This is a genomic window from Flavobacterium suzhouense (genome assembly GCF_042684765.1).
Lineage (GTDB): Bacteria > Bacteroidota > Bacteroidia > Flavobacteriales > Flavobacteriaceae > Flavobacterium > Flavobacterium suzhouense.
Window position 1 is genome coordinate 278049 of the sequence record NZ_JBHUMD010000030.1, and the last position, 23584, is coordinate 301632.

The 23584-nt window shown below is 38.3% G+C and carries 31 protein-coding genes; 21 read left to right on the forward strand and 10 right to left on the reverse strand.

What is annotated here, in order from left to right; translation table 11 throughout:
• Positions 1 to 6: 6 nt before the first annotated feature.
• The 4 genes from ACFSR3_RS17090 to ACFSR3_RS17105 all read left to right on the forward strand — a co-directional run bounded on the left by ACFSR3_RS17090 (position 7) and on the right by ACFSR3_RS17105 (position 3711).
• Positions 7 to 501 carry a TPM domain-containing protein gene (locus tag ACFSR3_RS17090; RefSeq protein ID WP_379822741.1) on the forward strand — a complete coding sequence of 165 codons (495 nt, stop codon included), beginning with the start codon at positions 7 to 9 and terminating at the stop codon, positions 499 to 501.
• Positions 502 to 503: 2 nt separating this feature from the next.
• The gene (locus ACFSR3_RS17095; protein WP_379822743.1) at positions 504 to 863 is read left to right on the forward strand and encodes a DUF4180 domain-containing protein; all 360 of its coding nucleotides are present in this window, start codon (positions 504 to 506) and stop codon (positions 861 to 863) included.
• Positions 864 to 976: 113 nt separating this feature from the next.
• Positions 977 to 2854: a mechanosensitive ion channel family protein gene (locus ACFSR3_RS17100; protein ID WP_379822744.1), complete on the forward strand. Its 1878-nt coding sequence runs from the start codon at positions 977 to 979 to the stop codon at positions 2852 to 2854.
• Between the two features lie 20 nt (positions 2855 to 2874).
• Positions 2875 to 3711, forward strand: a complete 837-nt coding sequence (locus ACFSR3_RS17105; protein WP_379822746.1) for a mechanosensitive ion channel family protein — start codon at positions 2875 to 2877, stop codon at positions 3709 to 3711.
• Here the strand turns inward: ACFSR3_RS17105 and ACFSR3_RS17110 are convergent.
• Together ACFSR3_RS17110 and ACFSR3_RS17115 are read right to left on the reverse strand one after the other, a co-directional pair.
• Positions 3708 to 4010, reverse strand: coding sequence for a hypothetical protein (locus tag ACFSR3_RS17110; RefSeq protein ID WP_379822747.1), 303 nt, complete (start codon positions 4008 to 4010; stop codon positions 3708 to 3710). The genes ACFSR3_RS17105 and ACFSR3_RS17110 overlap by 4 nt on opposite strands.
• 276 nt (positions 4011 to 4286) lie before the next feature.
• Positions 4287 to 4688 carry an excinuclease ABC subunit B gene (locus tag ACFSR3_RS17115; protein ID WP_379822749.1) on the reverse strand — a complete coding sequence of 134 codons (402 nt, stop codon included), beginning with the start codon at positions 4686 to 4688 and terminating at the stop codon, positions 4287 to 4289.
• 52 nt (positions 4689 to 4740) lie between these two features.
• Here ACFSR3_RS17115 and ACFSR3_RS17120 point away from each other — a divergent pair, with 52 nt between their 5' ends.
• Positions 4741 to 5535 (forward strand): alpha/beta hydrolase, encoded by a 795-nt coding sequence (locus ACFSR3_RS17120; RefSeq protein ID WP_379822750.1) that lies wholly within the window; start codon positions 4741 to 4743, stop codon positions 5533 to 5535.
• Between the two features lie 185 nt (positions 5536 to 5720).
• Entirely contained in the window at positions 5721 to 6158 is a 438-nt protein-coding gene (locus ACFSR3_RS17125) for a DUF1456 family protein (protein ID WP_379822751.1), read from the forward strand.
• A 41-nt stretch (positions 6159 to 6199) separates the two neighbouring features.
• On the opposite strand, the gene ACFSR3_RS17130 is transcribed toward ACFSR3_RS17125, so the two are convergent.
• The 3 genes from ACFSR3_RS17130 to ACFSR3_RS17140 are packed head-to-tail and all read right to left on the reverse strand — an operon-like array spanning position 6200 to position 7739.
• Positions 6200 to 6514, reverse strand: a complete 315-nt coding sequence (locus ACFSR3_RS17130) for a rhodanese-like domain-containing protein (RefSeq protein ID WP_169520366.1) — start codon at positions 6512 to 6514, stop codon at positions 6200 to 6202.
• Between the two features lie 23 nt (positions 6515 to 6537).
• On the reverse strand, positions 6538 to 7146 hold the full coding sequence (locus ACFSR3_RS17135) for a thioredoxin family protein (protein WP_379822753.1): 609 nt from the start codon (positions 7144 to 7146) through the stop codon (positions 6538 to 6540).
• 11 nt (positions 7147 to 7157) lie between these two features.
• A complete protein-coding gene (locus tag ACFSR3_RS17140; RefSeq protein ID WP_379822754.1) occupies positions 7158 to 7739 on the reverse strand; it encodes a redoxin domain-containing protein in 582 nt (193 codons plus the stop codon).
• 140 nt (positions 7740 to 7879) lie between these two features.
• On the opposite strand from ACFSR3_RS17140, the gene ACFSR3_RS17145 reads away from it, so the two are divergent.
• Genes ACFSR3_RS17145 through ACFSR3_RS17155 form a run of 3 tightly spaced genes read left to right on the forward strand, consistent with a single transcriptional unit; the run spans position 7880 to position 9599 of the window.
• Positions 7880 to 8332, forward strand: coding sequence for a MarR family winged helix-turn-helix transcriptional regulator (locus ACFSR3_RS17145; RefSeq protein WP_379822756.1), 453 nt, complete (start codon positions 7880 to 7882; stop codon positions 8330 to 8332).
• Between the two features lie 13 nt (positions 8333 to 8345).
• Entirely contained in the window at positions 8346 to 8984 is a 639-nt protein-coding gene (locus tag ACFSR3_RS17150; RefSeq protein WP_379822758.1) for an NAD(P)H-dependent oxidoreductase, read from the forward strand.
• Between the two features lie 45 nt (positions 8985 to 9029).
• Positions 9030 to 9599, forward strand: a complete 570-nt coding sequence (locus tag ACFSR3_RS17155; RefSeq protein WP_379822760.1) for a YceI family protein — start codon at positions 9030 to 9032, stop codon at positions 9597 to 9599.
• Between the two features lie 137 nt (positions 9600 to 9736).
• On the opposite strand, the gene cysK is transcribed toward ACFSR3_RS17155, so the two are convergent.
• Both cysK and epsC read right to left on the reverse strand, forming a co-directional pair.
• The gene (gene cysK, locus ACFSR3_RS17160) at positions 9737 to 10645 is read right to left on the reverse strand and encodes a cysteine synthase A (RefSeq protein WP_379822761.1); all 909 of its coding nucleotides are present in this window, start codon (positions 10643 to 10645) and stop codon (positions 9737 to 9739) included.
• Positions 10646 to 10656: 11 nt separating this feature from the next.
• Positions 10657 to 11472, reverse strand: coding sequence for a serine O-acetyltransferase EpsC (epsC, locus tag ACFSR3_RS17165; RefSeq protein WP_379822762.1), 816 nt, complete (start codon positions 11470 to 11472; stop codon positions 10657 to 10659).
• A 270-nt stretch (positions 11473 to 11742) separates the two neighbouring features.
• Here epsC and ACFSR3_RS17170 point away from each other — a divergent pair, with 270 nt between their 5' ends.
• From ACFSR3_RS17170 to ACFSR3_RS17195, 6 genes are all read left to right on the forward strand, one after another.
• Entirely contained in the window at positions 11743 to 12312 is a 570-nt protein-coding gene (locus ACFSR3_RS17170) for an anthranilate synthase component II (RefSeq protein WP_379822764.1), read from the forward strand.
• Positions 12313 to 12495: 183 nt separating this feature from the next.
• Positions 12496 to 13119 carry a TetR family transcriptional regulator gene (locus ACFSR3_RS17175; protein WP_379822765.1) on the forward strand — a complete coding sequence of 208 codons (624 nt, stop codon included), beginning with the start codon at positions 12496 to 12498 and terminating at the stop codon, positions 13117 to 13119.
• Positions 13109 to 14458, forward strand: coding sequence for a TolC family protein (locus tag ACFSR3_RS17180; protein ID WP_379822766.1), 1350 nt, complete (start codon positions 13109 to 13111; stop codon positions 14456 to 14458). Before ACFSR3_RS17175 ends, ACFSR3_RS17180 begins: the two co-directional genes overlap by 11 nt.
• A 13-nt stretch (positions 14459 to 14471) precedes the next feature.
• Complete coding sequence (locus ACFSR3_RS17185; RefSeq protein WP_379822767.1) at positions 14472 to 15560, forward strand: HlyD family secretion protein; 1089 nt, start codon at positions 14472 to 14474, stop codon at positions 15558 to 15560.
• 4 nt (positions 15561 to 15564) lie between these two features.
• Positions 15565 to 17154, forward strand: coding sequence for an MDR family MFS transporter (locus ACFSR3_RS17190; RefSeq protein ID WP_379822769.1), 1590 nt, complete (start codon positions 15565 to 15567; stop codon positions 17152 to 17154).
• A 100-nt stretch (positions 17155 to 17254) separates the two neighbouring features.
• Positions 17255 to 17407, forward strand: coding sequence for a hypothetical protein (locus tag ACFSR3_RS17195; protein ID WP_379822770.1), 153 nt, complete (start codon positions 17255 to 17257; stop codon positions 17405 to 17407).
• A 104-nt stretch (positions 17408 to 17511) separates the two neighbouring features.
• Here the strand turns inward: ACFSR3_RS17195 and ACFSR3_RS17200 are convergent, their stop codons facing one another.
• On the reverse strand, positions 17512 to 17835 hold the full coding sequence (locus ACFSR3_RS17200; protein ID WP_379822772.1) for a winged helix-turn-helix transcriptional regulator: 324 nt from the start codon (positions 17833 to 17835) through the stop codon (positions 17512 to 17514).
• A 164-nt stretch (positions 17836 to 17999) separates the two neighbouring features.
• Between ACFSR3_RS17200 and ACFSR3_RS17205 the strand changes: the two genes are divergently transcribed.
• Complete coding sequence (locus ACFSR3_RS17205; protein ID WP_379822774.1) at positions 18000 to 18917, forward strand: DsbA family protein; 918 nt, start codon at positions 18000 to 18002, stop codon at positions 18915 to 18917.
• An 84-nt stretch (positions 18918 to 19001) separates the two neighbouring features.
• Here the strand turns inward: ACFSR3_RS17205 and ACFSR3_RS17210 are convergent, their stop codons facing one another.
• Entirely contained in the window at positions 19002 to 19352 is a 351-nt protein-coding gene (locus ACFSR3_RS17210; protein ID WP_379822776.1) for a hypothetical protein, read from the reverse strand.
• A gap of 87 nt (positions 19353 to 19439) precedes the next feature.
• Positions 19440 to 20198: a peroxide stress protein YaaA gene (gene yaaA, locus ACFSR3_RS17215; RefSeq protein ID WP_379822777.1), complete on the reverse strand. Its 759-nt coding sequence runs from the start codon at positions 20196 to 20198 to the stop codon at positions 19440 to 19442.
• Positions 20199 to 20322: 124 nt separating this feature from the next.
• Between yaaA and ACFSR3_RS17220 the strand changes: the two genes are divergently transcribed.
• The 5 genes from ACFSR3_RS17220 (at position 20323) to ACFSR3_RS17240 (ending at position 23530) form a co-directional block, all read left to right on the forward strand.
• Positions 20323 to 20793, forward strand: a complete 471-nt coding sequence (locus ACFSR3_RS17220) for a response regulator transcription factor (protein ID WP_379822779.1) — start codon at positions 20323 to 20325, stop codon at positions 20791 to 20793.
• Positions 20794 to 20864: 71 nt separating this feature from the next.
• The gene (locus ACFSR3_RS17225) at positions 20865 to 21248 is read left to right on the forward strand and encodes a VOC family protein (RefSeq protein WP_379822780.1); all 384 of its coding nucleotides are present in this window, start codon (positions 20865 to 20867) and stop codon (positions 21246 to 21248) included.
• A 19-nt stretch (positions 21249 to 21267) separates the two neighbouring features.
• Positions 21268 to 21804 carry a DUF4199 domain-containing protein gene (locus tag ACFSR3_RS17230; protein WP_379822781.1) on the forward strand — a complete coding sequence of 179 codons (537 nt, stop codon included), beginning with the start codon at positions 21268 to 21270 and terminating at the stop codon, positions 21802 to 21804.
• A gap of 60 nt (positions 21805 to 21864) precedes the next feature.
• Positions 21865 to 22452 (forward strand): Crp/Fnr family transcriptional regulator, encoded by a 588-nt coding sequence (locus tag ACFSR3_RS17235; protein WP_379822782.1) that lies wholly within the window; start codon positions 21865 to 21867, stop codon positions 22450 to 22452.
• A 202-nt stretch (positions 22453 to 22654) separates the two neighbouring features.
• Positions 22655 to 23530 carry a pirin family protein gene (locus ACFSR3_RS17240; RefSeq protein WP_379822784.1) on the forward strand — a complete coding sequence of 292 codons (876 nt, stop codon included), beginning with the start codon at positions 22655 to 22657 and terminating at the stop codon, positions 23528 to 23530.
• Positions 23531 to 23584 lie beyond the last annotated feature (54 nt).

A 23584-nucleotide genomic window follows, 5' to 3' on the forward strand; every position in this document is an offset into this window, starting at 1 on the left:
CATCATATGAAAAAAGCATACTTACTTTTAGTCTCAATCCTATTTATTCAATCTGCTTTTGCTCAAGATGTTTTAGATAAATTCCCTATACCTATTGTTTCAGTTAATGATTTTGAAAACATTTTCACAGATGAGGAAGAAGCCATTTTAAATGGACTAATGTTCGCCTATAATGAACAAGCCGATACTGTAATTGTTGTAATTACTATTGATGAAAAATCAACCACTGCAGAGCAATTTGACAACTTGACTCTACAAATAGCTAACAAATGGAAAATTGGTTCTGCGAAAAAAAATAATGGTATTCTTATAGGAATTTCAAAGGGCTTGAGAAGGATTAGAATTCAAAGTGGCATTGGGATTGAAATCAGATTAGCTGATGAAGAAACCAAACAAATTATTGATACTGTTTTTATACCAAAATTCAAAGAAGGCCACTATTATAAAGGTACCCGAGATGGTATAAAAGCAATTGTTGACCATCTTAAAAAAAACAACTAAAAATGCACCTCACCTTCCATCAAACCCCAACCAAAAAAATCGCTGTTATACAATCGCAGGATATCATCTTTGATAATGCAGAGGATGCTGCGGAGTTGTTGATGAACTGTCTTTACCAGGATTCGGACAGCATTATACTATATGACTATAACCTCCCTCACGCTTTCTTTGACCTGAAGACCAAACTGGCGGGTGATATACTGCAAAAGTTCTCTACCTATAATGGCAGACTGGCTATTATTGGTGACTTCTCAAAGTATGACAGCCAAAGCCTGAAAGATTTCATTTATGAAAGTAACAAACAGGGCAGGATAAATTTTGTAACGACGATGGAAGATGGTCAGGCTGCTTTATCAATATGATAGCTTCTCCGAAGCTCAAAAGCAAACTTACAAACACCACTAAATCAACACCTCTAACACTACCGATTGTTTTTTTTCTATATTTATAGGAACCATAACCAACACATACCGGTATGAAACACTTTTACCTGTTCGCTTTGCTCCTGCTTTGCTGTTCAAAGGTTTCTTTTGCCCAGCAGAAAGACACTATTCCACAAAAAAAAGATTCACTTACCACAATCAAACTTGCGGAGTACAACACCAAACTTGCGGTTATAGAGCAGGAACGTGTACAGGATTCACTGGAACGCATCGAACTGGAAAAACAATTAAGCTCGCTTAAAACTACCGACAACCTTAAAAAAGAGGAACTTTTAAAAAAACTCACCGAACTTAACGATCGTGAAAAGGAACGTCATGCCGAAAAGAAAAAACAAATCGATGCACTACGCTCTAAAGTAAAAGGCTATCCTGTTACCGGTTTCTTTAACGATACGCTTTTCACTATTTATGCTAATCAGGGAAGTTTTTCGGCAAGGGAAAGAGCCGAAGCGGTAACCAAGCGCATTGAGGTATTGGGCGACAATTACCTATTCCATACCGACTCTCTGAAAATAGCCGAAACTGACAATACGGTTGATGTGGTTTACAATGACATCATTATCACCAGCATATCTGAAACCGATGCTATATGGAACGACAGTTCGAGACATGAGTTGGCTAAGACCTTTAAAAAAATCATATCCGACGAAATAACGCGCTATAGGCATGAGACCAGCTTTAAAACCCTGGCTACCGAGATTGCATGGGCAGGTTTTGTTATCGTGTTGCTCGTACTATTCATTTACTTTTCTAACAAGCTCTTCCGTTGGACTGCTCTTAAAATTGATGAGCAAAAAGGCAAATGGCTTAATGGTATCCGCTTTAAGAATTACGACTTCCTGAATCCTGAGCGTCAGGTAAGGGTATTGCTTTTCTTCAACAGCATTACTAAATGGATATTTATTATAATACTCATATATATAGCGCTACCTATATTGTTTGGTATTTTTCCATGGACACAGGATTTTGCCGAAAAACTCTTTAGCTATGTCCTTACTCCTGTAAAGAAAGTTGCTTTCGGGGTTTGGAACTACATGCCTAACCTTGTCACTATAATTGTATTGGTAGTCATTTTCCATTATGTGCTTAAGTTCCTGAACTTCCTTAAGGAAGAAATCAGGTATGGAAAACTGAACATCGATGGCTTTTACCCTGACTGGGCCAATCCTACTTACCAGATATTGAGAGTACTAATACTTGCATTTTTACTGGTTTTGATCTTCCCTTACCTGCCGGGCAGCGACTCTGATATTTTTAAAGGCGTATCGGTCTTTTTGGGTTTTCTGTTCACTTTCGGGTCTATGGGGTCGTTGTCAAATATTATTGCCGGCATTGTGCTAACTTATATGAGGCTTTTCAAAATCGGCGACAGGGTTAAAATAGGTGATATAACAGGAGATATTATCGAAAAATCAATGCTTGTAACCCGAATTCGTACACCTAAAAATGAGATCATCTCAATTCCGAATTCTACAATAATGAACAGCCATACCATAAATTACACCAGTGATACCCCAGACAGGGGACTTATATTATACACCACGGTGACCATAGGTTATGATGTACCTTACAAAGATGTCGAAAAAGCATTACTCGATGCAGTGGACAGGACAGAACGCCTGCTGAAAGAACCTAAACCTTTCGTACTGCAAACTAGCCTTGACGATTTTTATGTGTCGTATCAGGTCAATGGGTACACCAGAGACGCCAATCATCAGTCGGCTATTTATTCCGATCTGCACCGTAACATACAGGATACTTTTAACGAGGCAGGCATAGAGATCATGTCGCCACACTACAGAGCCGCAAGAGATGGAAATACTACTACCATCCCTTCAGATTATCTTAATAAGGATTATAAACCCGGAGGTTTTAATATCAATTTTTCTCAGGAGCATAAAGATCAATAACCAACTAAAAACAACTGATTATGTGGGAAAATATTAAAGAGTTTTTAAGTAGTACCCTATTAACTGTTGGTAAAACCCAGTTAACCGTTAGCTCTATACTATTGCTAATAGCCTTTTGGATTGCCGTAATGTATGGCCTTAAGCTTTTAGAAAAAAGTATCTATAGTATTAAGAGTTTTAATCAGGGTAAAAAATATTCCATTTTTGCACTGATTAAATACGTAGTACTTGTTATTGCTATTGTAATATCACTGGAAATCATAGGCTTTAACCTTTCCATATTATTAGCAGGTTCTGCTGCCTTGTTAGTTGGTTTGGGTCTTGGTATCCAAAACCTTTTCAGTGATTACATCTCGGGAATTATAATCCTCATCGACTCTTCACTCAAAATTGGCGATGTCATTGAAATCAATAACATAGTAGGTACTGTTGAGGAAATTAAATTAAGGACAACAACAATCCGTACACGTGAAGATAAATACATAATATTACCCAATACCGATCTGACCCGTCATGAGGTAATAAACTGGACCCATAATGAACTGGCTTCCAGATTTCACGTCGAAGTTGGGGTGGATTATAGTTCGGATGTCGATTTGGTTACCAGACTTCTTTTAGAAGCAGTTGCTGAAGAACCCATGGCATTAAAAAAACCAGATCCTTTTGTGAGGCTTAATGAGTTTGCCGATTCTGCGCTGGTATTTACAGTATATTTTTGGGTAGAAGATGTTTTCAGGGTTGAAAAAGCCAAAAGCGACATTCGCTACCTTATCCTTGAAAAGTTCAGAAGCAATAATATAGAAATACCTTTCCCTCAAAGGGTAGTGCATAAAATAGTAACAAAAAATGAAAACTAAAGTAAAGGAACTATTTTTTCCTGAACCATTTTAGAATCATCGTGCCAGTCGTTGCCTTTATTATCTTTCCAGGTGGTAACCATAATTACCTCCCCCAGTTTATTGATAACTATATATTTTGAAAAATCATCAATATTCTCAAATTGAGGAGGTGTCATTTCTGTTACAAATTGCCTGTTTCGCTTCTTCGTTTTAATCCCATAGGTCTCATTTGAAAGTACTGCCACCTTAGTTGTTTTATCTATAGTATGTATATAATCAGCACATCTATTCATACCATCACTATTCTCCGAATCCATAATTACTACGTAAAGATCAAGATCATAATCTTTAGCCAGTTTAATCGCTGTAGGTAAATGAACATGGCATGGATCGCAAAAACTCGCAAAAGTAAACAGCAGAGTATTTTTCTTTTGAGAGGCTTTCGCAACCTCTTTTATATTCGTTGAATTGATGCTATAGATCTGAAGTGTATCGGGAACTTTATTTGTGGTGGCTTCCTGAGCATGTAGGGTTATACCTGTAAAAGAGCAAGCAGTAAAATAATTTTCTTCATTGGATTAGATACGGTTGGTTTAATTTTGTTGTGCTCTGAACAGTGCCAGGAGCATATCGGGATCAATCATTCCGGTTGGAGAACGTTGCATTTCTACCAATACGCTTTTCATAGCAAACGGGCTCAATCCCATATTGATACCCATTTCACGGATGGCAACCTGTTCATTGTCATGCAGTACACCGTCGGCCTGCATTAGTAATGCCAGCCTGTAAAACTGAAGAATGCGCTGATGCTCTGACTTCATGACAACTTTCTCAGCCGGCTGATTGAAAAGACTTTCAAATACATCAGGTTCAACCTTTAACTGCTGCGCCACCACGGCAAGAAACCTGAATTCGCGGTCATGTATTTGTCCGTCAATTTTTGCAAAAGCAATCATTTCGGTAAGTAGGCTAAGTTTTTCTTCGTAAGTATTCATCGGAATAGGTAATTTTAGCTAATTTATTCTTTTGCCTGTTAAAATCAAACTAATGAAGCTCAATTTTTTATTCGTTTTATTGTACCTTACCTCTATGAACATAAAAGCTCAGGAACAGACCTATTCGCAAAACGTATCGTGGTTTACCATACATGCCCCACAACTAAAAACCGACAGGAAAATATGGGTATACCTACCCGAAGATTATAAAGAAACTAATCATAAATATCCCGTAATGTACATGCATGACGGACAGAACCTGTTTGACAAGGCAACTTCTTTTTCCGGAGAATGGCGCATTGATGAGCAACTCGACAGCCTGCATGCTAAAACCATAGTAATTGGTATAGAACATGGTGGTGACAAACGTATTGAAGAACTTACTCCCCACCCTAACGAAAAATATGGAGGCGGAAATGCAGATGCTTACCTCGATTTCCTGGTAAATACTTTAAAACCTTACGTAGATGCTCATTACCGCACCAAAACGGATAAAGAACATACAGCTATTTTTGGTAGCTCACTTGGTGGATTGGTGTCTTTCTATGCTGTACTGAAATACCCTAAAGTATTCGGAAAAGCCGGAGTCTTCTCTCCTTCCTTCTGGTTTAACGATGATATTTTCGATCTCGCTATCAAAACTGAACATATCAATGCGAAGCTTTACTTTATGGCTGGAGACCACGAAAGCGAGAATATGCAAAACGATCTGGAACGCATGCTTGACATCGTGCTGACAAAAACCAATAAAAAGAATATCCATAAAAAGATTGTACACAACGGCAGGCATAACGAAACATTGTGGGCTAAAGAATTTGCAGAAGCTTACATTTGGTTATTTGATTGATTTGGTAATTCGAAATTTGAACCACAAAGTACGCTAAGCAATCACAACGAACACAAAGCTTTGTGAACTTCTTGCAAACACATTGTGCTCTTTGTGTTTAATTAACCTGTATTGTAACAAATAACCGAATTAAACAAATAACCAAATCAACTATTATACACTATCTTTGCCTAAAATAAAGAAGGATGAATAACAACGATGTATTTAAAAAGCTGCGTGTAGCGCTTCAGTTAAGGGATGACCAGATAGTTGAGATATTACAGCTTGTAGATTTCAGGATATCTAAAGCCGAACTTGGTGCTTTTTTCCGCAATGCGGACCACCCCAACTATATGGATTGTGGCGATCAGGTATTACGCAACTTCTTGAACGGACTTATAATTCACCTTCGCGGTACTAAAGAAGAGCCTAAAAATGTTCAGGACGTACTGAAACAAAATAAAGCTGCTGTAGCATCTGCCAAAAAAGAGAAACCTGCAGGTCAGACCTCTTTTGACAAACCTAAGAAACCGGCTGCAAAAAAGCCCACTCCTAAAGGTCCGTCGCAAAAAACAAAACCTAAAAAACAAGAGCCTATTGTTGAAAAAGTACGATTCAATAACGGTAAGAATAAGAAATCCTAAGGATTAAGCATAAAAAAAGAGCCTCTCGGCTCTTTTCTGTTTTATTCAGGTGCTACGACCGGGCCATCCCACTGGGATATCCCACCTATCAGATTGAAAGTATTTGGGATTTCAAGCTGATTCATTATGTTACATGCCTGAGCACTACGTGCGCCTGCGGCACAGTATACATAATAGTTCTTGCTTTTATCCAGTTCTTCAACTGCATAGATAAAGCCCTGACCTTTATAGATATCTATGTTGATGGCACCCGGTATGATACCGCGGTTCCACTCGTCTTCGGTACGAACGTCAAGTATAACAGCGTTGCTGTCTGCCTGAGCTTTTTCCCACCATTCCTGTTGTGATATGTTCATTTGTATTGTTTTTGGCAAAGGTATTATGCTTTTATAGAACAGCCAATAGCCTTAGTCTCTTTTACAGATACTTCTTTACCTTTTACAAGGGCATCAACCGCATTTTCTACATATTTTACTTTTACAGCGGCTGCATCTTCGTAGTTATCATCAATGGCTCCTATATATTTCACTACGTTTCCTTTAGCTGTTTTCTGAAGCACATATACGTGAGGGGTTTTTGTAGCACCATATTGTGGATAAATCTTCTGGCCTTCGTCTAACAGGTATGGGAAAGTGAATTTTTTCTCTTTAGCTCTTTCCTGCATTTTAACGAAACTGTCGTCTTTTTGTTTCTCAGGGTTATTCGGATTGATTGCTACTACCGGATATCCTAACTTTTTATATTTCTTGTCCAGCGCAATGATACGGTCTTCGTACGCCTGTGCATACGGGCAGTGGTTACAGGTAAACACTACTATATATCCTTTAGCATCTTTAATATCTTTTAAAGACACCTTTTTATTATCTACATTCTTGAGGCTGAAATCGGTAGCGATATCGCCCACTTTATAACCTGCAACTGAGTTAACATTGAATGCTGCCAGAAAAGCAACAAGCACAACGGCTCCTAAAATTTTTACTGTTTTCATAGATTTATAATTTATTTAAAATTGCTTACTTCTTTTTCTAGTTCTTCATAAGTGAACTGCTGTTCATAAAATTTACGCCTGTCCTTATTATATATAAGAGTAGCCGGCAGTGCACCGCTCCATGTTGAATCTACTTTTGGCAACCAGGTATTCTGATCCGGATCGCGCAGGTAAACCACATCACTTTTCAGTTGTTTTTCTTTAATAAAAGGCAGCAGCCTGCTTTCAACCATCTTATACATATCAAGACTGACAAGCATAACCTTTACTTTATCCTGTTTGTATTTCTCATTCAGCTTCTCAAAGTGCGGAAGCTCTTCTACACACGGAACGCACCATGTAGCCCAAAAATTCACTACATAAGTAGTATCATTCTTTTGTGTTAAGAAATATTCCAGCTTGTCAAAGTCGTAAGCTTTTACACTTACGCCATCTTTAGTATATACTTTTAAGGGCGTCGGAGGATTGTTTTTTTGTATTTCAGTAACAGGTTCTGACGTTTTTTCGGCTTCAGTCTCTGTTTTTTTGTTACAGGAAGTAAGCATAACACCTAAAAAGAGCATTAACCCTACCCCAATTTTTACTCTATTCATGTTTTGTATTTTCTTTTAGCCCACTAAAATTAAGCCCTAATCGCCTACTAAAATAATTTTAAGAAAATTTTAACACAACATTTGTATATACAAATATAAAACATACTACATTTGTATATACAAATTTTGTATTTACAGATATGAAAATAGAAAACATCATAAAATCGCCGGGAATGTCTACCTCAAAGAAGGTTATGATGAATATTATGTATACACAAAATGTAATTGGCGAGAACTTTAATGAAACAATGAAAGAACATGACCTCTCACCTGAGCAGTTTAACGTACTGCGAATATTGAGGGGACAAAAAGGGAAACCCGCCAATATGTGTGTAATCCAGGAACGCATGATTGCTAAAACAAGCAATACTACACGCCTGGTCGACAAATTACTCCTGAAGAAACTCGTTACACGTGAAGTATGTGAAGAGAACCGAAGGAAGATGGAAATTTTAATTACTGAAAAAGGACTTGAGCTGTTAAAAGAGCTTGATCCTCTGGTAGAGGGACATGAGGAAAAGTTTGCTAACAACCTTACCCCTACCGAACTGGAACAACTGAATACCCTGTTAGAAAAATACAGGACCATATAATAAATCTAAAACAATGAGCAATTACATAGAAAGCCTTAACTGGCGTTATGCAACCAAAAAGTACGACAGTACTAAAAAAGTATCTGATGAAGATATTGAAAACCTGAAAGAAGCTATCAGACTAAGTGTTTCTTCTATAGGTTTACAGCCTTACAAAGTATTTATTGTTGAATCTGATGAGATGAAAAACAAGCTTAAAGCTGCTGCTGGTGGTAACAACCAAAACCTTATTGCAGATGCCTCTCACCTTTTCATTTTCGCAAATGAAGTAAATGTTGGCGACAAACATGTAGAAAACTACGTAAACAACATCAGCCAGACAAGAGATATTCCTGTAGAAAACTTAAAAGGCTTTAGCGATTACATATCTTCATATGTAAATTCACTTACCGAAGAGCAAAAGAATGCGTGGACAATGAAACAATCGTATATCGCATTATCAACACTAGTAAACGCTGCTGCTCACCTTAAAATCGACACTACTGCTATGGAAGGTTTCAATGCTCAGGAATTCAATGCAATCTTAGGTCTTGACGAACTTGGACTTAACACTGCTGTTATTGCAGCCGTAGGTTACCGTCACGAAGAAGATGCTAACCAACATCTGAAAAAAGTTAGAAAATCTAAAGAAGAACTTTTTGCTACTATATAAATAAAAAGCTTAATTTTAATAACCCTAAATAATTATAATAAAAAAATGAAAAATCTAAAAACGATTGCAATTGCATTAACAGTAGCTCTTACAACACTTACAGCTACAGCTCAGGACAAAAAAATCAACACTTCTAAAAGTAAAATCAGCTGGGTTGGTGAAAAAGTAACCGGAAAACACGAAGGTACAATCAATGTTAAACACGGTGTTCTTACTTTTAAAGGAGATAAACTTACTGGTGGTAATATTACTGTAGACATGAACTCTATCCAGTGTACTGACCTTAAAGCTGGTGAAGGTAAAGAAAAACTTGAAGGACACCTTAAAGCTGACGATTTCTTTGGTACTGATAAATACCCAACTGCTAAAATCGTTTTCAAATCGGTTAAAGCTAAATCTGCTGGTGTTTACACTGTAACTGGTGATCTTACTATCAAGAAAACTACAAAGCCTGTAACTTTTGACCTAACTGTTGCTAAAAATTCTGCAACTACAACCCTTAAAGTTGACAGAACTAAATATGACATCGTTTATGGTTCAAAAAGCTTTTTTGACAGCATAGGAGACAAAGCTATCTATGATGAGTTTACTCTTAACGTGAATCTTGCATTCTAATCTTAGTTTAAATTGAACAACAAACCCACGCAATGCGTGGGTTTTGTGTTTTCTTTTAAGACACTTAGGCATCCAGTATCTTAGTTGCTGAAGCAAAAAAACCAAGAAACTAAGAACCAAAGCCACTCAACAACTTCTTAGAAAAGCCCTTCAATAGAAAGATACCTTTCACCAGTATCATAATTAAAAGTAAGAACCTTTGCTCCTTCAGGGATTTCTGCAAGTTTCTTATTCACTGCCGCTAATGACGCACCAGTAGAAATACCCGCAAGCAAACCTTCTTTCTTTGCTACATCACGAGCAAAATCGAAAGCCTCATCCTTTCCTACCTGAATAACACCATCAATAAGGCCGCTTTGGTATATTGAAGGTACAAATCCGGCACCTATACCCTGAATGGGATGCGGCGATGGGCTTCCTCCGCTCAATACAGGCGATAATTCAGGCTCAACAGCAAATACCTTCAGGTTGGGTAGTTCTTCCTTTAAAACAGCTGCTACGCCTGTTATATGACCTCCGGTACCCACTCCGGTAATGACATAATCGAGTCCATCCGGAAAATCTTCCAATATCTCCCGAGCAGTGGTTCGCTTATGTACCTCCACATTAGCTTGGTTGTCAAACTGGCTTGGCGACCATCCGTTTGGAGTTTCAGCAACCAGCTCATTAGCTCTTTCAATGGCTCCTTTCATTCCTTTTTCACGAGGTGTAAGCACAAACTCTGCCCCATAAATAGACATGAGTTTTCTGCGTTCTACACTCATGCTTTCAGGCATAACAAGGATGAGTTTATATCCCTTAACTGCAGCAACTAAAGCCAGTCCAATTCCAGTATTACCTGAAGTAGGTTCGATGATAACACTATACGGCTTCAAAATGCCTTTTGCCTCTGCATCTTCAACCATTGCAAGAGCAATCCTGTCCTTAATGCTGTTACCGGGATTATTGCGTTCCAGCTTGATCCAGACATTACGATCTGGAAACAATCTGCTTAAATGTAAATGCGGTGTTTTGCCTATAGTTTCTAAAATGCTTTTCGCTTTCATATATGTGAATTTTAGATTACAAAATTTAATGGTTCGGGAAACATATCCCTTGTTTTAATACTTACTTCGCTCTTGTGGTACACTAATGAATTAGGCGGTACAGAATTGGTTACCCATACATTCCCCCCTATTATACTGCCATCTCCAATGGTTGTATTACCGCCAAGTATCGTTGCATTGGCATAAATAGTAACATTATTTCCTATGGTAGGATGGCGTTTTACAGAAGCTTCAGCTTTGCTTACACTAAGTGCGCCAAGTGTCACGCCCTGATATATCTTCACATCGTTACCGATAACCGAGGTTTCACCAATGACAATTCCTGTACCGTGGTCGATAAAGAAACGTTCGCCAATCTGAGCTCCGGGATGAATATCAATACCCGCTTTACTGTGCACATACTCACTGAACATTCTGGGCAGCAAAGGCACATTGCTTTTCCACAATTCATGAGCCAGCCTGTAAACGGTTATAGCGAAGAAACCCGGATAAGAAATAAGTACCTCAGCACGCGATTTTGCAGCGGGATCGAACTCGAAAATCGCTTTCAGGTCATTTTCAAGTTTTTGATGAAGTAACACAATATTATCTTTTAAATATGAGACAAATGAATCTATTTCATTATACTCATATCCCGACAATTCCAGCAGATGAAAAAGCGTCTGATCGAGTTCCTTTTCCTGTCTTAGAAAATAGTTGTAATCAGCATATTCCTCCCCTATGCAAAAGAGCCATTTAAAGAATTTTTCGATCCATTCTTCTGTTTTCAGCCTGTCGGGCAGTGCTCCCGATTTTAAATAATTAGCAGTATAAACCGGATGTTTCATTGAATTATAAATTAAAAAAAGGCTCCCCTTTCGAGAAGCCTTTGCGGTTATATTGAGGTTGTAAACCTGATTTTATGCCACTGCAAACACTCCTTTTCACAAAAGGCAACACATACAGATAACAGCATTTAAGGCAACAGTTCTCATTATTTGATATTTTATACAGACAAAAATACAGAAAAAACTTTAATACTCTACTAGTTTAGTAGATTATTAAAAGAAAAAAAGCTGCCGCAAATCTTTCATACCTTTGCCGCAATATATCCCATCATGAAGAAAATATTAGTAATAGACAACTACGACAGCTTTACCTACAACCTTGTACACTATCTTGAAAACCTTGATTGCGAGATCACTGTATTACGAAATGACGATATACATATAGACGAACCGGCAGCATATGACAAAATACTGCTCTCTCCCGGTCCGGGAATACCTGACGAAGCCGGATTACTGAAAGATATCATAAAACGCTATGCAGACTCAAAAGATATCCTGGGAATCTGTCTCGGCCAGCAGGCTATAGCCGAGGTGTTCGGAGGCAACCTTATTAACCTTGAAGAGGTATATCACGGAGTAGCTGCCAACATTAAAATTATTGTAAATGATGAACCTCTTTTTAACGGAATAGGGGACACGATTCAGGTAGGAAGATACCATTCCTGGAGTGTAGATCCGGCAACTTTTCCAAGCGTTTTAGAAGTGACCTCTGTTGATAAAAATGGAAACATTATGTCGTTAAGGCATCGTAATCTTAATGTAAAAGCAGTACAATTTCACCCCGAATCGGTATTAACACCTAATGGCAAAGAAATTTTAGCAAACTGGATCAACACATAAACTAAAAGTTTACATAATTAAACTAAAATTACTGAATAACAACAATATAAACATTAACTATAGAATTTATTTATAGCGGTTTTCGCAAACGTTTTTTGTTAAAAAAATGTTAACAACACTATTAAACAAACGTTTAATTTAAACAAGTGTTTAACTTTGTATCGCAAAACAACACTTAATCTAATGACGGAGTTTAACGACAAACAACTGGAGATTTTGCAGGTGGCTGAAAAGCTTTTTGCAGAAGACGGTTTTGACGGTACTTCTATAAGGCAAATCGCAAAAGAAGCTAAAGTAAATATCGCTATGATATCCTACTACTTTGGGTCTAAAGAAAAGTTGCTTGAGACACTGATCATACACCGCACCTCGGGTATGAAGATGCAGCTGGAAAACATCTACCGTGACGACCTCTCTCCTATTGAAAAAGTTGAAAGACTTATTGATCTTTACATTTCCCGAATCAATAAGAACAAATGCATGTACCAGATACTGCATTTTGAGCTTTCCAACAAAAAAAGGATCATGGACATGAAGTCCTTTATGGACATCAAAAAAGAGAATTCCGAATTATTCAGGATGATCATTGTTGAAGGCCAGGAAAAAGGAGCTTTCAAAAAAGATGTCAACATCCCTCTTATCACCCCTACTATTATGGGAATTCTTATCAACTTCCAGATGAACAGGCTGTATTTTGAAGAGATACTGAATCTGCACTCTGAAGAAGAATTTGAAAATTACATCCTCAACGAGCTTACGGCTCATATTAAACAAACCATTAAAGCGCTTTTAGCAAATGAAAATTAAGCATTTACTGCCATGCAGCCTTTTATTCTTTGCTGTTGCCATTGAGGCACAGGAGAAGAAACAGCTTTCGCTGGATGAGGCTATTAACCTGGCAGTTACCAAAAGTACCGAAGCTACTCTTGCCGACACTAAAGTGGCTACTTCGAAATTTGAATACGAAAACACCAAGAACAGCCAGTATCCTGATTTTAAGGTTTCGGGCCAGTACATGAGAATTACCAATCCGGACGTAAAATTGAGATTGCCTTTGGGGAACGATTCCGGAGAAGACACAGGATCATCATCTACCTCACCTGATGTAAACCAGATACTGTTCGCCCAGGCGAGCGCAAGCATGCCACTTTTCTCAGGCTTTAAAATTCAGAACAGTATTAATGCTTCTGAGAACATTTATCAGGCACAAACCTTTAATGCAGCCAACACCAAAGAACAACTGGCTATGCAGGCGGTTATACTGTATGTTAACCTATATAAGGCTCAGGAATCCATCAGCCTGATAAGGGAAAACCTTAAAAGCGCAGAACAGCGTGTAAAAGATTTTAGCGCTATGGAGGAAAACGGATTACTTGCCCGAAATGACTTTTTAAAATCACAATTAAGAGTCAGCAATATTCAGGCTACGCTTGACGATGCCATAGCAAAAGAATCTAAGATTAATTTCCAGCTTGTAACTTTCCTAAAGCTTCCTCAAGGAACCCAACTCACTGCCAATGCTGCTTATTTTAAAAATGCAGGCGGTTTAAAGCCCTCAATTAGCGAAAGTGAAGCGATTGCTCAGCGAAAGGATTTAGAAGCGCTTAGATGGCAGGAAAAAGCCTCGGAAGCAAACGTTAAGATTGCTAAAGGAGATTACTATCCTTCTGTTGCTCTTTCCGCAGGCTATGTTGCCATGGATATCCAGAATGTAGTTCGTGTTACGAATGCCATGAATTTTGGCGTAGGCGTATCCTATGACCTTGCCGGGATATTCAAGAACGGCAAAAAAGTGAAAGCCGCACAAAGCCGTGCCCTTGAAACAAAACAACAGCTGGAAATACAAACTGACCGCGTGAAAGTTCAGGTTCAGGAATCGCTTGAAAACTACAATCTGAGCATCAGACAAAATAAATCATACCTGGATGCGGTAGAACAATCTACAGAAAATTACAGAATCGTTAAAGACAAATACGACAATGGACTTGTAGACACTAACGACCTTCTGGAAGCCGATATTGAGCAGCTAACTGCAAAAATCAATGAAACGTTCTCTAAAGCTGAAATTACACAGCGTTACTATGAACTGCTTAATGCTTCAGGAAAACTAACCGATTCTTTTAATCTTACACAAAACAATAATTAATTATAGTCCAATCATGGAAAATAGCACTAAAAAGAAAACAAACAAAAAGTTTATGGTTATCCTTGCCACCCTTGTCATACTTGGTGGCGGATACGGAACTTACAAATACATGCACTCACTAGCTCACGAGACTACTGATGATGCACAGGTAGAGAAAAACATGAACCCTATTATCCCTCGTGTAACAGGATATATCACTAAAGTTTATGTAAAGGATAATGACTATGTTAAAAAAGGTGACACGCTTTTCGTTATCGACGATAAAGACTATGCTGTAAGAGTTGAAGATGCTAAAGCTGCTTTAATTGCCGCTCAGGGAAGCTATGAGGCTGCCAAAGCTGATGTAGGCAGTGCTTCTGCAGGTGTATCTGTTTCTGATGCGAACATCCAATCATCAAAAGGAAATATTGAGGCAGCAAAAGTAAGATTATGGAGAGCGAACAACGACTTTGTACGTTTCGAAAATCTTTACAAAAACCATTCTATTACTAAACAACAGTATGAGCAGGCTCAGGCTACAAAACAGGAAGCTGAAGCTCAGCTAAAAGTATTGCAACAGGCAGAAGCAGCAAGCAAATCGCAAAGAAGCGCAAGCGTTTCAAGATCGGCTGTTACAGGAAAACAGACAGAAGTTGCTTCGGCAAATATCAAAAGAGCTCAGGCTGCCCTTGACGCTGCCAACCTTAACCTTAGCTATACAGTAGTTACTGCTGCTATTGATGGACAGGTTTCTACGATAGACATTCAGCCGGGACAACTGGTACAACCGGGACAGGCTTTGTTTTACATCATCAACACTCAGGATGCATGGGTTGTAGCCAACTTTAAAGAAACTCAAATCACTAAAATGAAAGAAGGCCAAAAAGTAACCATTGTTTCTGATGCTTACCCAGATGTAGAATTTGAAGGCCAAATTACAAGCTTCTCTCCTGCTACCGGTGCAAGATTTTCATTATTGCCTCCTGATAACGCAACAGGTAACTTCGTAAAAACAGTACAAAGACTTCCTGTAAAAATCAGCCTTACTCAAAACAACGATAAAGAAAAAGTAAAACTGCTTCGCCCGGGTATGAACGTAGAAGTAGATGTACATTTAAAATAAAATTATGGCAGGAGCAGCAACTGTAAGCGAAGACTTGGTTGAATACGGCTTCAGGCGGGTTATCATTACGATAACAGCGGTACTATGTGCCCTGCTTGAAATTGTAGACACAACCATTGTTAACGTTGCACTTAACGAAATGCGAGGCAGCCTTGGTGCCACGCTAACCGATGTAGCCTGGGTTATTACGGCCTATGCTATTGCAAACGTAATCGTAATCCCTATGACGAGCTGGCTTTCACAGCAGTTTGGACGACGTAATTACTTTGCGGCATCAATTATAATATTTACCGTGTCGTCATTCCTTTGTGGTAATGCGACTAACATTTGGGAACTAGTTATCTTCCGATTCATACAGGGTATGGGTGGTGGAGCGCTGCTTGTAACAGCACAAACCATTATTACCGAAAGTTATCCCGCAGAAAAACGTGGTATGGCTCAGGCTATCTACGGTATGGGTGTAATTGTAGGCCCTACCCTTGGACCGCCTCTTGGAGGATGGATTGTAGACAACTGGAGTTGGCCTTACATATTTTACATCAATATACCGCTTGGTATAATTGCTACCATGTTTACCTTGATGTATGTAAAGAGTCCTAAATATGGTGAAAAGCTTAAAGCCAACCAGGTCGACTGGTGGGGAATCGTATTCCTCGCAGGATTCATCGGATCGCTTCAGTTTGTACTGGAGCACGGACAACAGGACGACTGGTTTGAAGATCATCTGATAATTGCACTAAGCGTAGTCAGCTTATTTAGCCTTGTAGCTTTCATCTGGAGGGAATTGGTATACGAACATCCAATAGTAAACCTTCAGGTACTTAAAGACACCAATCTGCGTATAGGGACTATATTGTGTTTTATAATGGGATTCGGTTTGTACGGAACCACATTTGTAATACCAATTTATACCCAGCAGATATTGGGATGGCCTGCGCTTGATGCCGGTCTGCTACTGATTCCAAGTTCATTGATGACTGCTTTTATGATGCCTATTATCGGGCAGATGATACAGCGAGGTATTCCACAAACGTATATGGTTGCTGTAGGGTTTCTGATATTCTTTGTATTTACCTTCTGGATGTACAACATCATGACACCGGATACCGGAAGCGAACACATGTTCTGGCCACTTATTATGCGAGGAATGGGACTTGGTCTCCTGTTCGTACCTATTACAACAATGGCGCTTTCTACCCTCAAGGGGAAAAGTATTGGAGAGGGTGCAGCTTTTACGGGAATGATGCGTCAGTTAGGCGGTTCATTTGGTATTGCCATCATCAGTACATTCATTACACGTTTTACACAAAGCCACAGGGTAACCCTTGTAAATCATGAACAGGTAACCGATTATGCTGTGCAGCAAAGAGTACAGCAGCTTACTGCGGGCTTTATGTCTAAAGGATACTCTTTAACAGAAGCTACCGCCAAAGCATACAAAGCAATGGAAGGAGCTGTTATAAAACAGGCAACAGTATTATCATACATGGATATATTCCTATACCTGGGTATACTCTTCCTGATATGTATTCCATTTATCCTGCTTATAAAACGAGGCAAGGGAAAAGTAGACATGAGCGAAGCTATGCATTAATAGTTAACAGTTGACAGTTTTAAGTTGACAGAATATACAGGCCTGTCAGTAATGATAGGCCTTTTTTAAACATCAATCAAAATCAGAAAAATCAAATCAAATGGAAAAAAATTACGATTCTAAAAAGGTTTCAGAAAAAGAAACCTCATCTGAAACCTCGAATAAAAACAGCATTATTGTTGCTTTAAAAAGGCTTATAGGTAATGAAAAAGAACATGATATACATGGGTTATCTCAGTTTGCATGGCCCTAAGATGCAATGGTTTTACCGCATTTTCAAATAAAAACAACTCCTGATTAGTTATATACACATCTGTTCTAAAAACCGAAACGCCGAAGAATATTCTTCGGCGTTTTTTATTGGTTGTTATTTTGAAAAAGCTCGAGCTGCCTGAAAACCGGCACCAACGACTCCCCTTTCTCCGTTAAAGAATATTCGATGTGCAATGGTTTTAGGTTTATTGTCTTTTTTTCTAAAAGTCCAAAATCTTCCAGCTCCCTAAGCGCAACAGAAACTGATTGCTTATTAGCACCCTCTATCTGGCGTAAAAGAGTATTAAACCTCAACGGCCCATCCAAAGCAAGCCGAAAGACCTGTGGCTTGAATTTTCCTGAAAGCATTTTTAAAAGTCCTTCTGCAGGACATCCTGAAGCTGAATCTGTCTCTTTTTGGGTAGTCATATTTTTTTGACTTATTGACTTACGTCGTAATTGTTTTAAAATTTGCAGCAAAATTATGAATTAATACCATGCAATCAGGAATCCAATACATTTTAACAAAGTATACTTTTTTGATGTTGTTCCTGATAACCGCTATTAGCTGTCAATCACAAATCAATCAAAAAATGAGCGATACTAAAAATAATGCATTACTGTGCGACCCTGTTACAGGATTATGCGAAATGCCCTCTGCCCCATCATCAGCAGAAGGTGGTACTATTAAAAAAGGTATTAAACCAATTACAATAATTTACTACACTGATCCTATTTGTTCATCTTGTTGGGGTATAGAACCACAACTTCGAAAACTAAAACTTGAATACGGTGAGTATTTTGAGATAGATTACCGTATGGGCGGACTTCTGCCGGACTGGAGCTACAACAGCGGCGGTATAAGCAAACCTTCTGATGTTGCACATCATTGGGATGAAGCCAGCCACTACTATCAGATGCCTATAGACGGTGATGTATGGCTTGAAGATCCGCTTGATTCTTCATATCCGTCATGTATCGCCATGAAGGCAGCACAAATGCAGGATCCTACAAAAGCTATAACATTTATGCGAATACTGCGCGAAGGACTTTATCTCGACAAAAAAAATATAGCTAAATGGGAAAACATTGTTCCCGCAGCTAAACAGGCTGGACTAGACACGGCAAAAATGAAGACTGATTATGATAACGGTGCCAAAGAATTGTTTCAAAAAGACCTGGAGTTAGCCCGTCGCATGGGGGTGCGTGGGTTTCCAACCCTTTTCTTTTCTGATGGCACCACCAACCAACTTACAGTTTATGGATCTAAGCCGTATGATGCATACGAAAAAGTTATATTAGCCTTATATCCGGATGCTAAAAAGAAAAAAATCAGTAATGATGACCCTCTTGGTATTTTTAGCTACTATCCTACGCTTGCTGTAAAAGAATATGCTGAAATACTAAATATATCTACTACGAAAGCAGAAGAAATACTCGAGCAGCACTATAAAAAAGGTGTCCTTAATAAGAAGAGCATCAAAAACGGATCCCTTTACAGTAAAAAGTAAACTACTAAACCTCCAACTCTTTATACTAAAAAAAAACGGCGATATAGATTATTCTTTATCGCCGTTTATCATAATAATGCTACGTTATTTCAATATGAAATCAATCTCTGGAGCAGATGTATCTCTCATATCTCCAAACCTAAGGTAAACCTCTGCCTTTTTCATAAATGGAGTATTTAATAATATCGGTTCAATCGTTTTATATAACTCCTCGGCATTATGCCCGTAAAGAAATAAAGTTCCGTCAGAACCATCCACATTAATTTCGTGTCCGTCGAGTTCACCTATTCCCTTATCAAAAAGCAATATTCTAAGTTTGCTCTCCAGATTATGCAATTCATCCAACTCCTGATAACCATAATAAAAATTGATAATTACTGAATGCTTATATTCTCTTTTAGTATTTTCAAGTTTAAACAAATCCTCAATCCTCATTTTTCAAATTCTAATTTTCAAATGACAAATTCCAAACTATAAAATCTATTATTTCATATCTATCATCCATTATCTAATATCTCAATACTATCTGGTAAATACCAACGTATTCCCTTTAGATAGTTTCGGATCAAACTTATACCCTTCATAATCGAAGCCTTGTAAACCTTTTAGGGTTTTCACATTCTTATCAATAATATAACGCACCATCATGCCCCTCGCCTTCTTAGCAAAAAAGCTTATCATTTTAAGCTTTCCGTCTTTATAATCCCTGAACTCAGGTGTAATAACCGGTACCTTTAACGCTTTTACATCTACTGCGCTAAAATATTCATTACTGGCAAGGTTTACGAACAATTCGTTTTCTTCTAGTTCATTGTTCAATGCCTCAGTAATTGTCTTTTTCCAGTACTCATAAAGATTCTTATTCTCTCCTACCGGCATTTGCGTACCCATTTCAAGTCGGTACGGCTGAATAAGGTCAAGAGGTTTCAGCAATCCATATAATCCTGAAAGTATCCTTAAAGAATCCTGTATCTTACTGATCTTGGCTCCCGGTAAAGTATAAGCATCGAGTCCTATATACACATCCCCGTTAAAGGCATACATGGCCGGACGTGCATTTTTTGTAGTAAATGGCAGTTTCCAGTCCTGGTTACGTTGCCAGTTAAGGTCGGCTAATTTATCTGAAATATCCATCAGCTCACTTAGCTCCTTTGGCGACTTTTCTTTAAGTACATTTTGCACTTCCTGTGCATTAGCCAGAAAAGCAGCATCGGTATGTTTACGGGTAGGCAGTTTGGTTTCAAAGTCCAGCGACTTGGCAGGAGATATTACAATTTTCATAAGTGTGAATTATACCTCAAAGTTAAGGAATGTAACTATATACTCAAAATACTAACCTCAACATAGGTCTCTTAACCATACCCGCCTTTAAAATAGTTTTTATATTTGCTCTAAACAGCAAACAATGTTCAGGGCAATTATAAAATACAAATGGATAATAATGTACGGTTCCGGCCTTGCGTTGCTGCTTTTGCTGCTTCGAGGGCTGGAACTGTTCGTTTTATTCAGTCCCCAAAAACAGGACCTTTATATAGGAGCCATTGCCCTGCTCTTTACAGGCCTTGGTATCTGGCTTACACTGAAACTTTCTAAACCCAAAGTAGAAACAATAGTAGTTGAAAAAGCAATTTACGTTTCTAAAGGAAAAGAATTTATCCCAAACCAAACTGAAATTGAAAACCTCGCCATAAGCAAACGCGAACTTGAGGTATTACAATTAATGGCCGATGGCCTGAGCAATCAGGAAATCGCCGAAAAGCTTTTTGTATCGCTAAATACCGTAAAAACACATTCCTCTAAAGTATATGAAAAACTTGAGGTTAAACGACGCACACAAGCTGTAGAAAAAGCAAAAAAATACGGTATAATTGCATAAATCACCCAAAAGTATGAGCTGAAAATCAGGAGCAATCTTGAATTTTGCCTCATAATTAAAACATATAAATAATGAAACGAGTTACAGGCATAGGAGGGATTTTCTTTAAATGTAAAGACCCCGTAAAAATGAATGAGTGGTATAAAACCCACCTTGGTTTAGAGACCTCTCCTTATGGGGCTAAATTTGAATGGGAACAACAATCTGAATCTTCAAAAAAAGGGTATACACTATGGAGTCCCTTTCCTGACAGTACCAAATACTTTGAGCCATCATCAAAAGATTTTATGATTAACTATCGCGTAGATGATATTACTGCCTTAGTAGAAGCATTAAAAAATGAAGGAGTAACAATTCTGGACGAGATCGCTACTTACGAATATGGTAAATTCGTTTATATCCTGGATCCCGAGGGAAATAAGATCGAATTGTTTGAAGCCAATGATGGCGAGTAATAACTTATAATATACCTATATGAAAAAAATTGTACTTATATACGGACTTATAGCAGGATTTGTGTCTTGCCTTGGTTACCTTATCTCTATAAACAATGACAGCGTAAATTTTGAAAACGGCATGATATATGGATTCGCATCCATGTTTCTGGCCTTCTCACTGATTTTTGTAGCTACCAATCAATACCGTAAACAAAACGGCGGTTTTATATCTTTCGGAAAAGCATTTCTTATAGGTTTATACATTTCTCTGATAGCATCTTCAATATATGTATTAGTATGGCTTATAGTATTATATAACTTCCACCCTGACTTTATGCAGGAATATACAACCCATACTTTAGAACAACTCAAAAACAGTGGAGCTTCAGCTGCAGAAATTACTTCTAAAACTGCTGAAATGCAGGAGGCTGTGGAAAATTATAAGAATCCGCTATTTGTAATCTTATATACTTATGCAGAAATACTGCCCCTAAGCATAATAATATCACTTATCAGCTCCGGTATTTTTGCGCTGGTTTCATTAAACAATAAGAAAAAAGCAAGCACTGTATAATTAAAGCGTCTTTGGACGCTTTTTTTATTTTTCCTACATTTGTTGGAAAGCCTTGTCATTATGGATATGTACGAACAAATAGACCAGAGTCTAAGCCGCTACGTAAGTTTTTCGAAAGAAGAACTCGAAATCTTAAACTCACTGCTTGAATACCGAAAAGTGCCTAAAAAAACCATCATGCTTCATGAAGGTGAAGTGTGTAATTTTGAAGCTTTTGTGGTAAAAGGCTGCGTTCGTAAATATTTTATTGACCACAATGGCTTTGAGGTAATACTACAATTTGCCATAGAAAATGCTTGGGTAAGCGACATATCATTTAGTCATTATGAAGACAAACCCAGCCGCACCTTTATCGAAACCATGGAAGACTGTGAGTTTCTTATCTTCAGCCCCGAAACAAAAGAAGAACTTTTAAAACGTGCACCACGATTCGAAAGAGCTTTCAGGATATTGTTTGAGCGCAATCTTTCGGTTACTCAAAACAGGCTTTTCAATACCATTTCAAAAACGGCAATGGAGAAATACCTTGAGTTTCTTGAGATGTACCCTACCCTGCCACAACGTGTGGCCCAGCATTATATCGCCTCCTATCTGGGCATCTCTGCTGAGTTCCTTAGTAAGGTAAGGGCTAAATTAGCTAAAGGCTAATTTCTGTTTAGAGTTTGTAGTTTATAGTTTAGGGTTGCTTACTCAAGCCGTAACGGTTGTCGGCACAGAACTTTAAAAAAACTATAAACACAAAACCCTAAACCGAAAAAATCGCAGAACGATTTTTTCTTGTCCTAGTTCAATGTTTTGATCTTTTATATGCAGCAACTTTGCATAGTAATATTAAAACAACCAATATACTATGGACAGAAAAGAATTTATCAGGAAAGGACTTATGGGAACCGGAATGTTCATTACTTCCGCAGCCATAGGCGATACTTTAAAAAACGACATCGACGAGATACAGCCTCTTGAACCAATCGGTTACAACCATTTACCAAACGAGAGTTCGCTTATCTTAGAAAATACAGTACTACACAAAGCAAACAGCCGCGGACATGCTAACCACGGATGGCTTGACTCTCACCACTCTTTTAGCTTTGCTAATTATTATAATCCCGACAGGATGCACTTTGGTGTGCTTCGTGTACTAAATGACGACCGTGTAGATGCCGGTATGGGCTTTGGCACACACCCACACGATAACATGGAAATCATTTCTATTCCGCTTGAGGGCGATTTAGAGCATAAAGACAGCATGGGCAATACTGCTGTTATTAAAAAAGGTGATATTCAGGTAATGAGTGCCGGAACGGGTATATACCACAGCGAATACAACAAGAACAAAGACAGGCTTACAAAGTTCCTTCAGATATGGGTATATCCTAACAAAAAGAATGTTACTCCACGTTACGACCAGATTACGCTTAACGAAGCTGACCGCCACAACAAATTACAACAGATACTTTCACCAAATGCTAATGACGAAGGTGTATGGATCCATCAGGATGCATGGTTTCACCTTGGCAGGTTTGACAAAGACTTTACAACAGACTATAAATTAAAGAAAAGCGGTAACGGAATTTATGCCTTTGTAATTAAAGGTGATATTAATATTGGTAACATTCAACTGAATGAGCGCGATGCCCTTGGTATCTGGAATACTTCAGACATCAGTATCATTGCCAATACCCCGGATGCAGAATTATTATTAATTGAAGTTCCGATGACAGTTTAATTTTCTTGTCCTAGTTCAATGCACAGGCATTTATTATAACGGAACTTTGCTTCA

Bases quoted from the DNA above. Each gene is read 5' to 3' on its own strand.
- ACFSR3_RS17150 (WP_379822758.1), top strand. From the start codon at position 8,346: ATGAGCAATTACATAGAAAGCCTTAACTGGCGTTATGCAACCAAAAAG.
- ACFSR3_RS17225 (WP_379822780.1), top strand. From the start codon at position 20,865: ATGAAACGAGTTACAGGCATAGGAGGGATTTTCTTTAAATGTAAAGAC.
- ACFSR3_RS17135 (WP_379822753.1), bottom strand. From the start codon at position 7,146: ATGAAAACAGTAAAAATTTTAGGAGCCGTTGTGCTTGTTGCTTTTCTG.
- ACFSR3_RS17090 (WP_379822741.1), top strand. From the start codon at position 7: ATGAAAAAAGCATACTTACTTTTAGTCTCAATCCTATTTATTCAATCT.
- ACFSR3_RS17100 (WP_379822744.1), top strand. From the start codon at position 977: ATGAAACACTTTTACCTGTTCGCTTTGCTCCTGCTTTGCTGTTCAAAG.
- ACFSR3_RS17095 (WP_379822743.1), top strand. From the start codon at position 504: ATGCACCTCACCTTCCATCAAACCCCAACCAAAAAAATCGCTGTTATA.
- ACFSR3_RS17190 (WP_379822769.1), top strand. From the start codon at position 15,565: ATGGCAGGAGCAGCAACTGTAAGCGAAGACTTGGTTGAATACGGCTTC.
- yaaA (WP_379822777.1), bottom strand. From the start codon at position 20,198: ATGAAAATTGTAATATCTCCTGCCAAGTCGCTGGACTTTGAAACCAAA.
- ACFSR3_RS17185 (WP_379822767.1), top strand. From the start codon at position 14,472: ATGGAAAATAGCACTAAAAAGAAAACAAACAAAAAGTTTATGGTTATC.
- ACFSR3_RS17210 (WP_379822776.1), bottom strand. From the start codon at position 19,352: ATGAGGATTGAGGATTTGTTTAAACTTGAAAATACTAAAAGAGAATAT.
- cysK (WP_379822761.1), bottom strand. From the start codon at position 10,645: ATGAAAGCGAAAAGCATTTTAGAAACTATAGGCAAAACACCGCATTTA.
- ACFSR3_RS17155 (WP_379822760.1), top strand. From the start codon at position 9,030: ATGAAAAATCTAAAAACGATTGCAATTGCATTAACAGTAGCTCTTACA.
- ACFSR3_RS17205 (WP_379822774.1), top strand. From the start codon at position 18,000: ATGAGCGATACTAAAAATAATGCATTACTGTGCGACCCTGTTACAGGA.
- ACFSR3_RS17130 (WP_169520366.1), bottom strand. From the start codon at position 6,514: ATGAACATATCACAACAGGAATGGTGGGAAAAAGCTCAGGCAGACAGC.
- ACFSR3_RS17115 (WP_379822749.1), bottom strand. From the start codon at position 4,688: ATGAATACTTACGAAGAAAAACTTAGCCTACTTACCGAAATGATTGCT.
- ACFSR3_RS17125 (WP_379822751.1), top strand. From the start codon at position 5,721: ATGAATAACAACGATGTATTTAAAAAGCTGCGTGTAGCGCTTCAGTTA.
- ACFSR3_RS17120 (WP_379822750.1), top strand. From the start codon at position 4,741: ATGAAGCTCAATTTTTTATTCGTTTTATTGTACCTTACCTCTATGAAC.
- ACFSR3_RS17175 (WP_379822765.1), top strand. From the start codon at position 12,496: ATGACGGAGTTTAACGACAAACAACTGGAGATTTTGCAGGTGGCTGAA.
- ACFSR3_RS17170 (WP_379822764.1), top strand. From the start codon at position 11,743: ATGAAGAAAATATTAGTAATAGACAACTACGACAGCTTTACCTACAAC.
- ACFSR3_RS17240 (WP_379822784.1), top strand. From the start codon at position 22,655: ATGGACAGAAAAGAATTTATCAGGAAAGGACTTATGGGAACCGGAATG.
- ACFSR3_RS17220 (WP_379822779.1), top strand. From the start codon at position 20,323: ATGTTCAGGGCAATTATAAAATACAAATGGATAATAATGTACGGTTCC.
- ACFSR3_RS17195 (WP_379822770.1), top strand. From the start codon at position 17,255: ATGGAAAAAAATTACGATTCTAAAAAGGTTTCAGAAAAAGAAACCTCA.
- ACFSR3_RS17105 (WP_379822746.1), top strand. From the start codon at position 2,875: ATGTGGGAAAATATTAAAGAGTTTTTAAGTAGTACCCTATTAACTGTT.
- ACFSR3_RS17200 (WP_379822772.1), bottom strand. From the start codon at position 17,835: ATGACTACCCAAAAAGAGACAGATTCAGCTTCAGGATGTCCTGCAGAA.
- epsC (WP_379822762.1), bottom strand. From the start codon at position 11,472: ATGAAACATCCGGTTTATACTGCTAATTATTTAAAATCGGGAGCACTG.
- ACFSR3_RS17235 (WP_379822782.1), top strand. From the start codon at position 21,865: ATGGATATGTACGAACAAATAGACCAGAGTCTAAGCCGCTACGTAAGT.
- ACFSR3_RS17140 (WP_379822754.1), bottom strand. From the start codon at position 7,739: ATGAATAGAGTAAAAATTGGGGTAGGGTTAATGCTCTTTTTAGGTGTT.
- ACFSR3_RS17180 (WP_379822766.1), top strand. From the start codon at position 13,109: ATGAAAATTAAGCATTTACTGCCATGCAGCCTTTTATTCTTTGCTGTT.
- ACFSR3_RS17230 (WP_379822781.1), top strand. From the start codon at position 21,268: ATGAAAAAAATTGTACTTATATACGGACTTATAGCAGGATTTGTGTCT.
- ACFSR3_RS17145 (WP_379822756.1), top strand. From the start codon at position 7,880: ATGAAAATAGAAAACATCATAAAATCGCCGGGAATGTCTACCTCAAAG.
- ACFSR3_RS17110 (WP_379822747.1), bottom strand. From the start codon at position 4,010: ATGGATTCGGAGAATAGTGATGGTATGAATAGATGTGCTGATTATATA.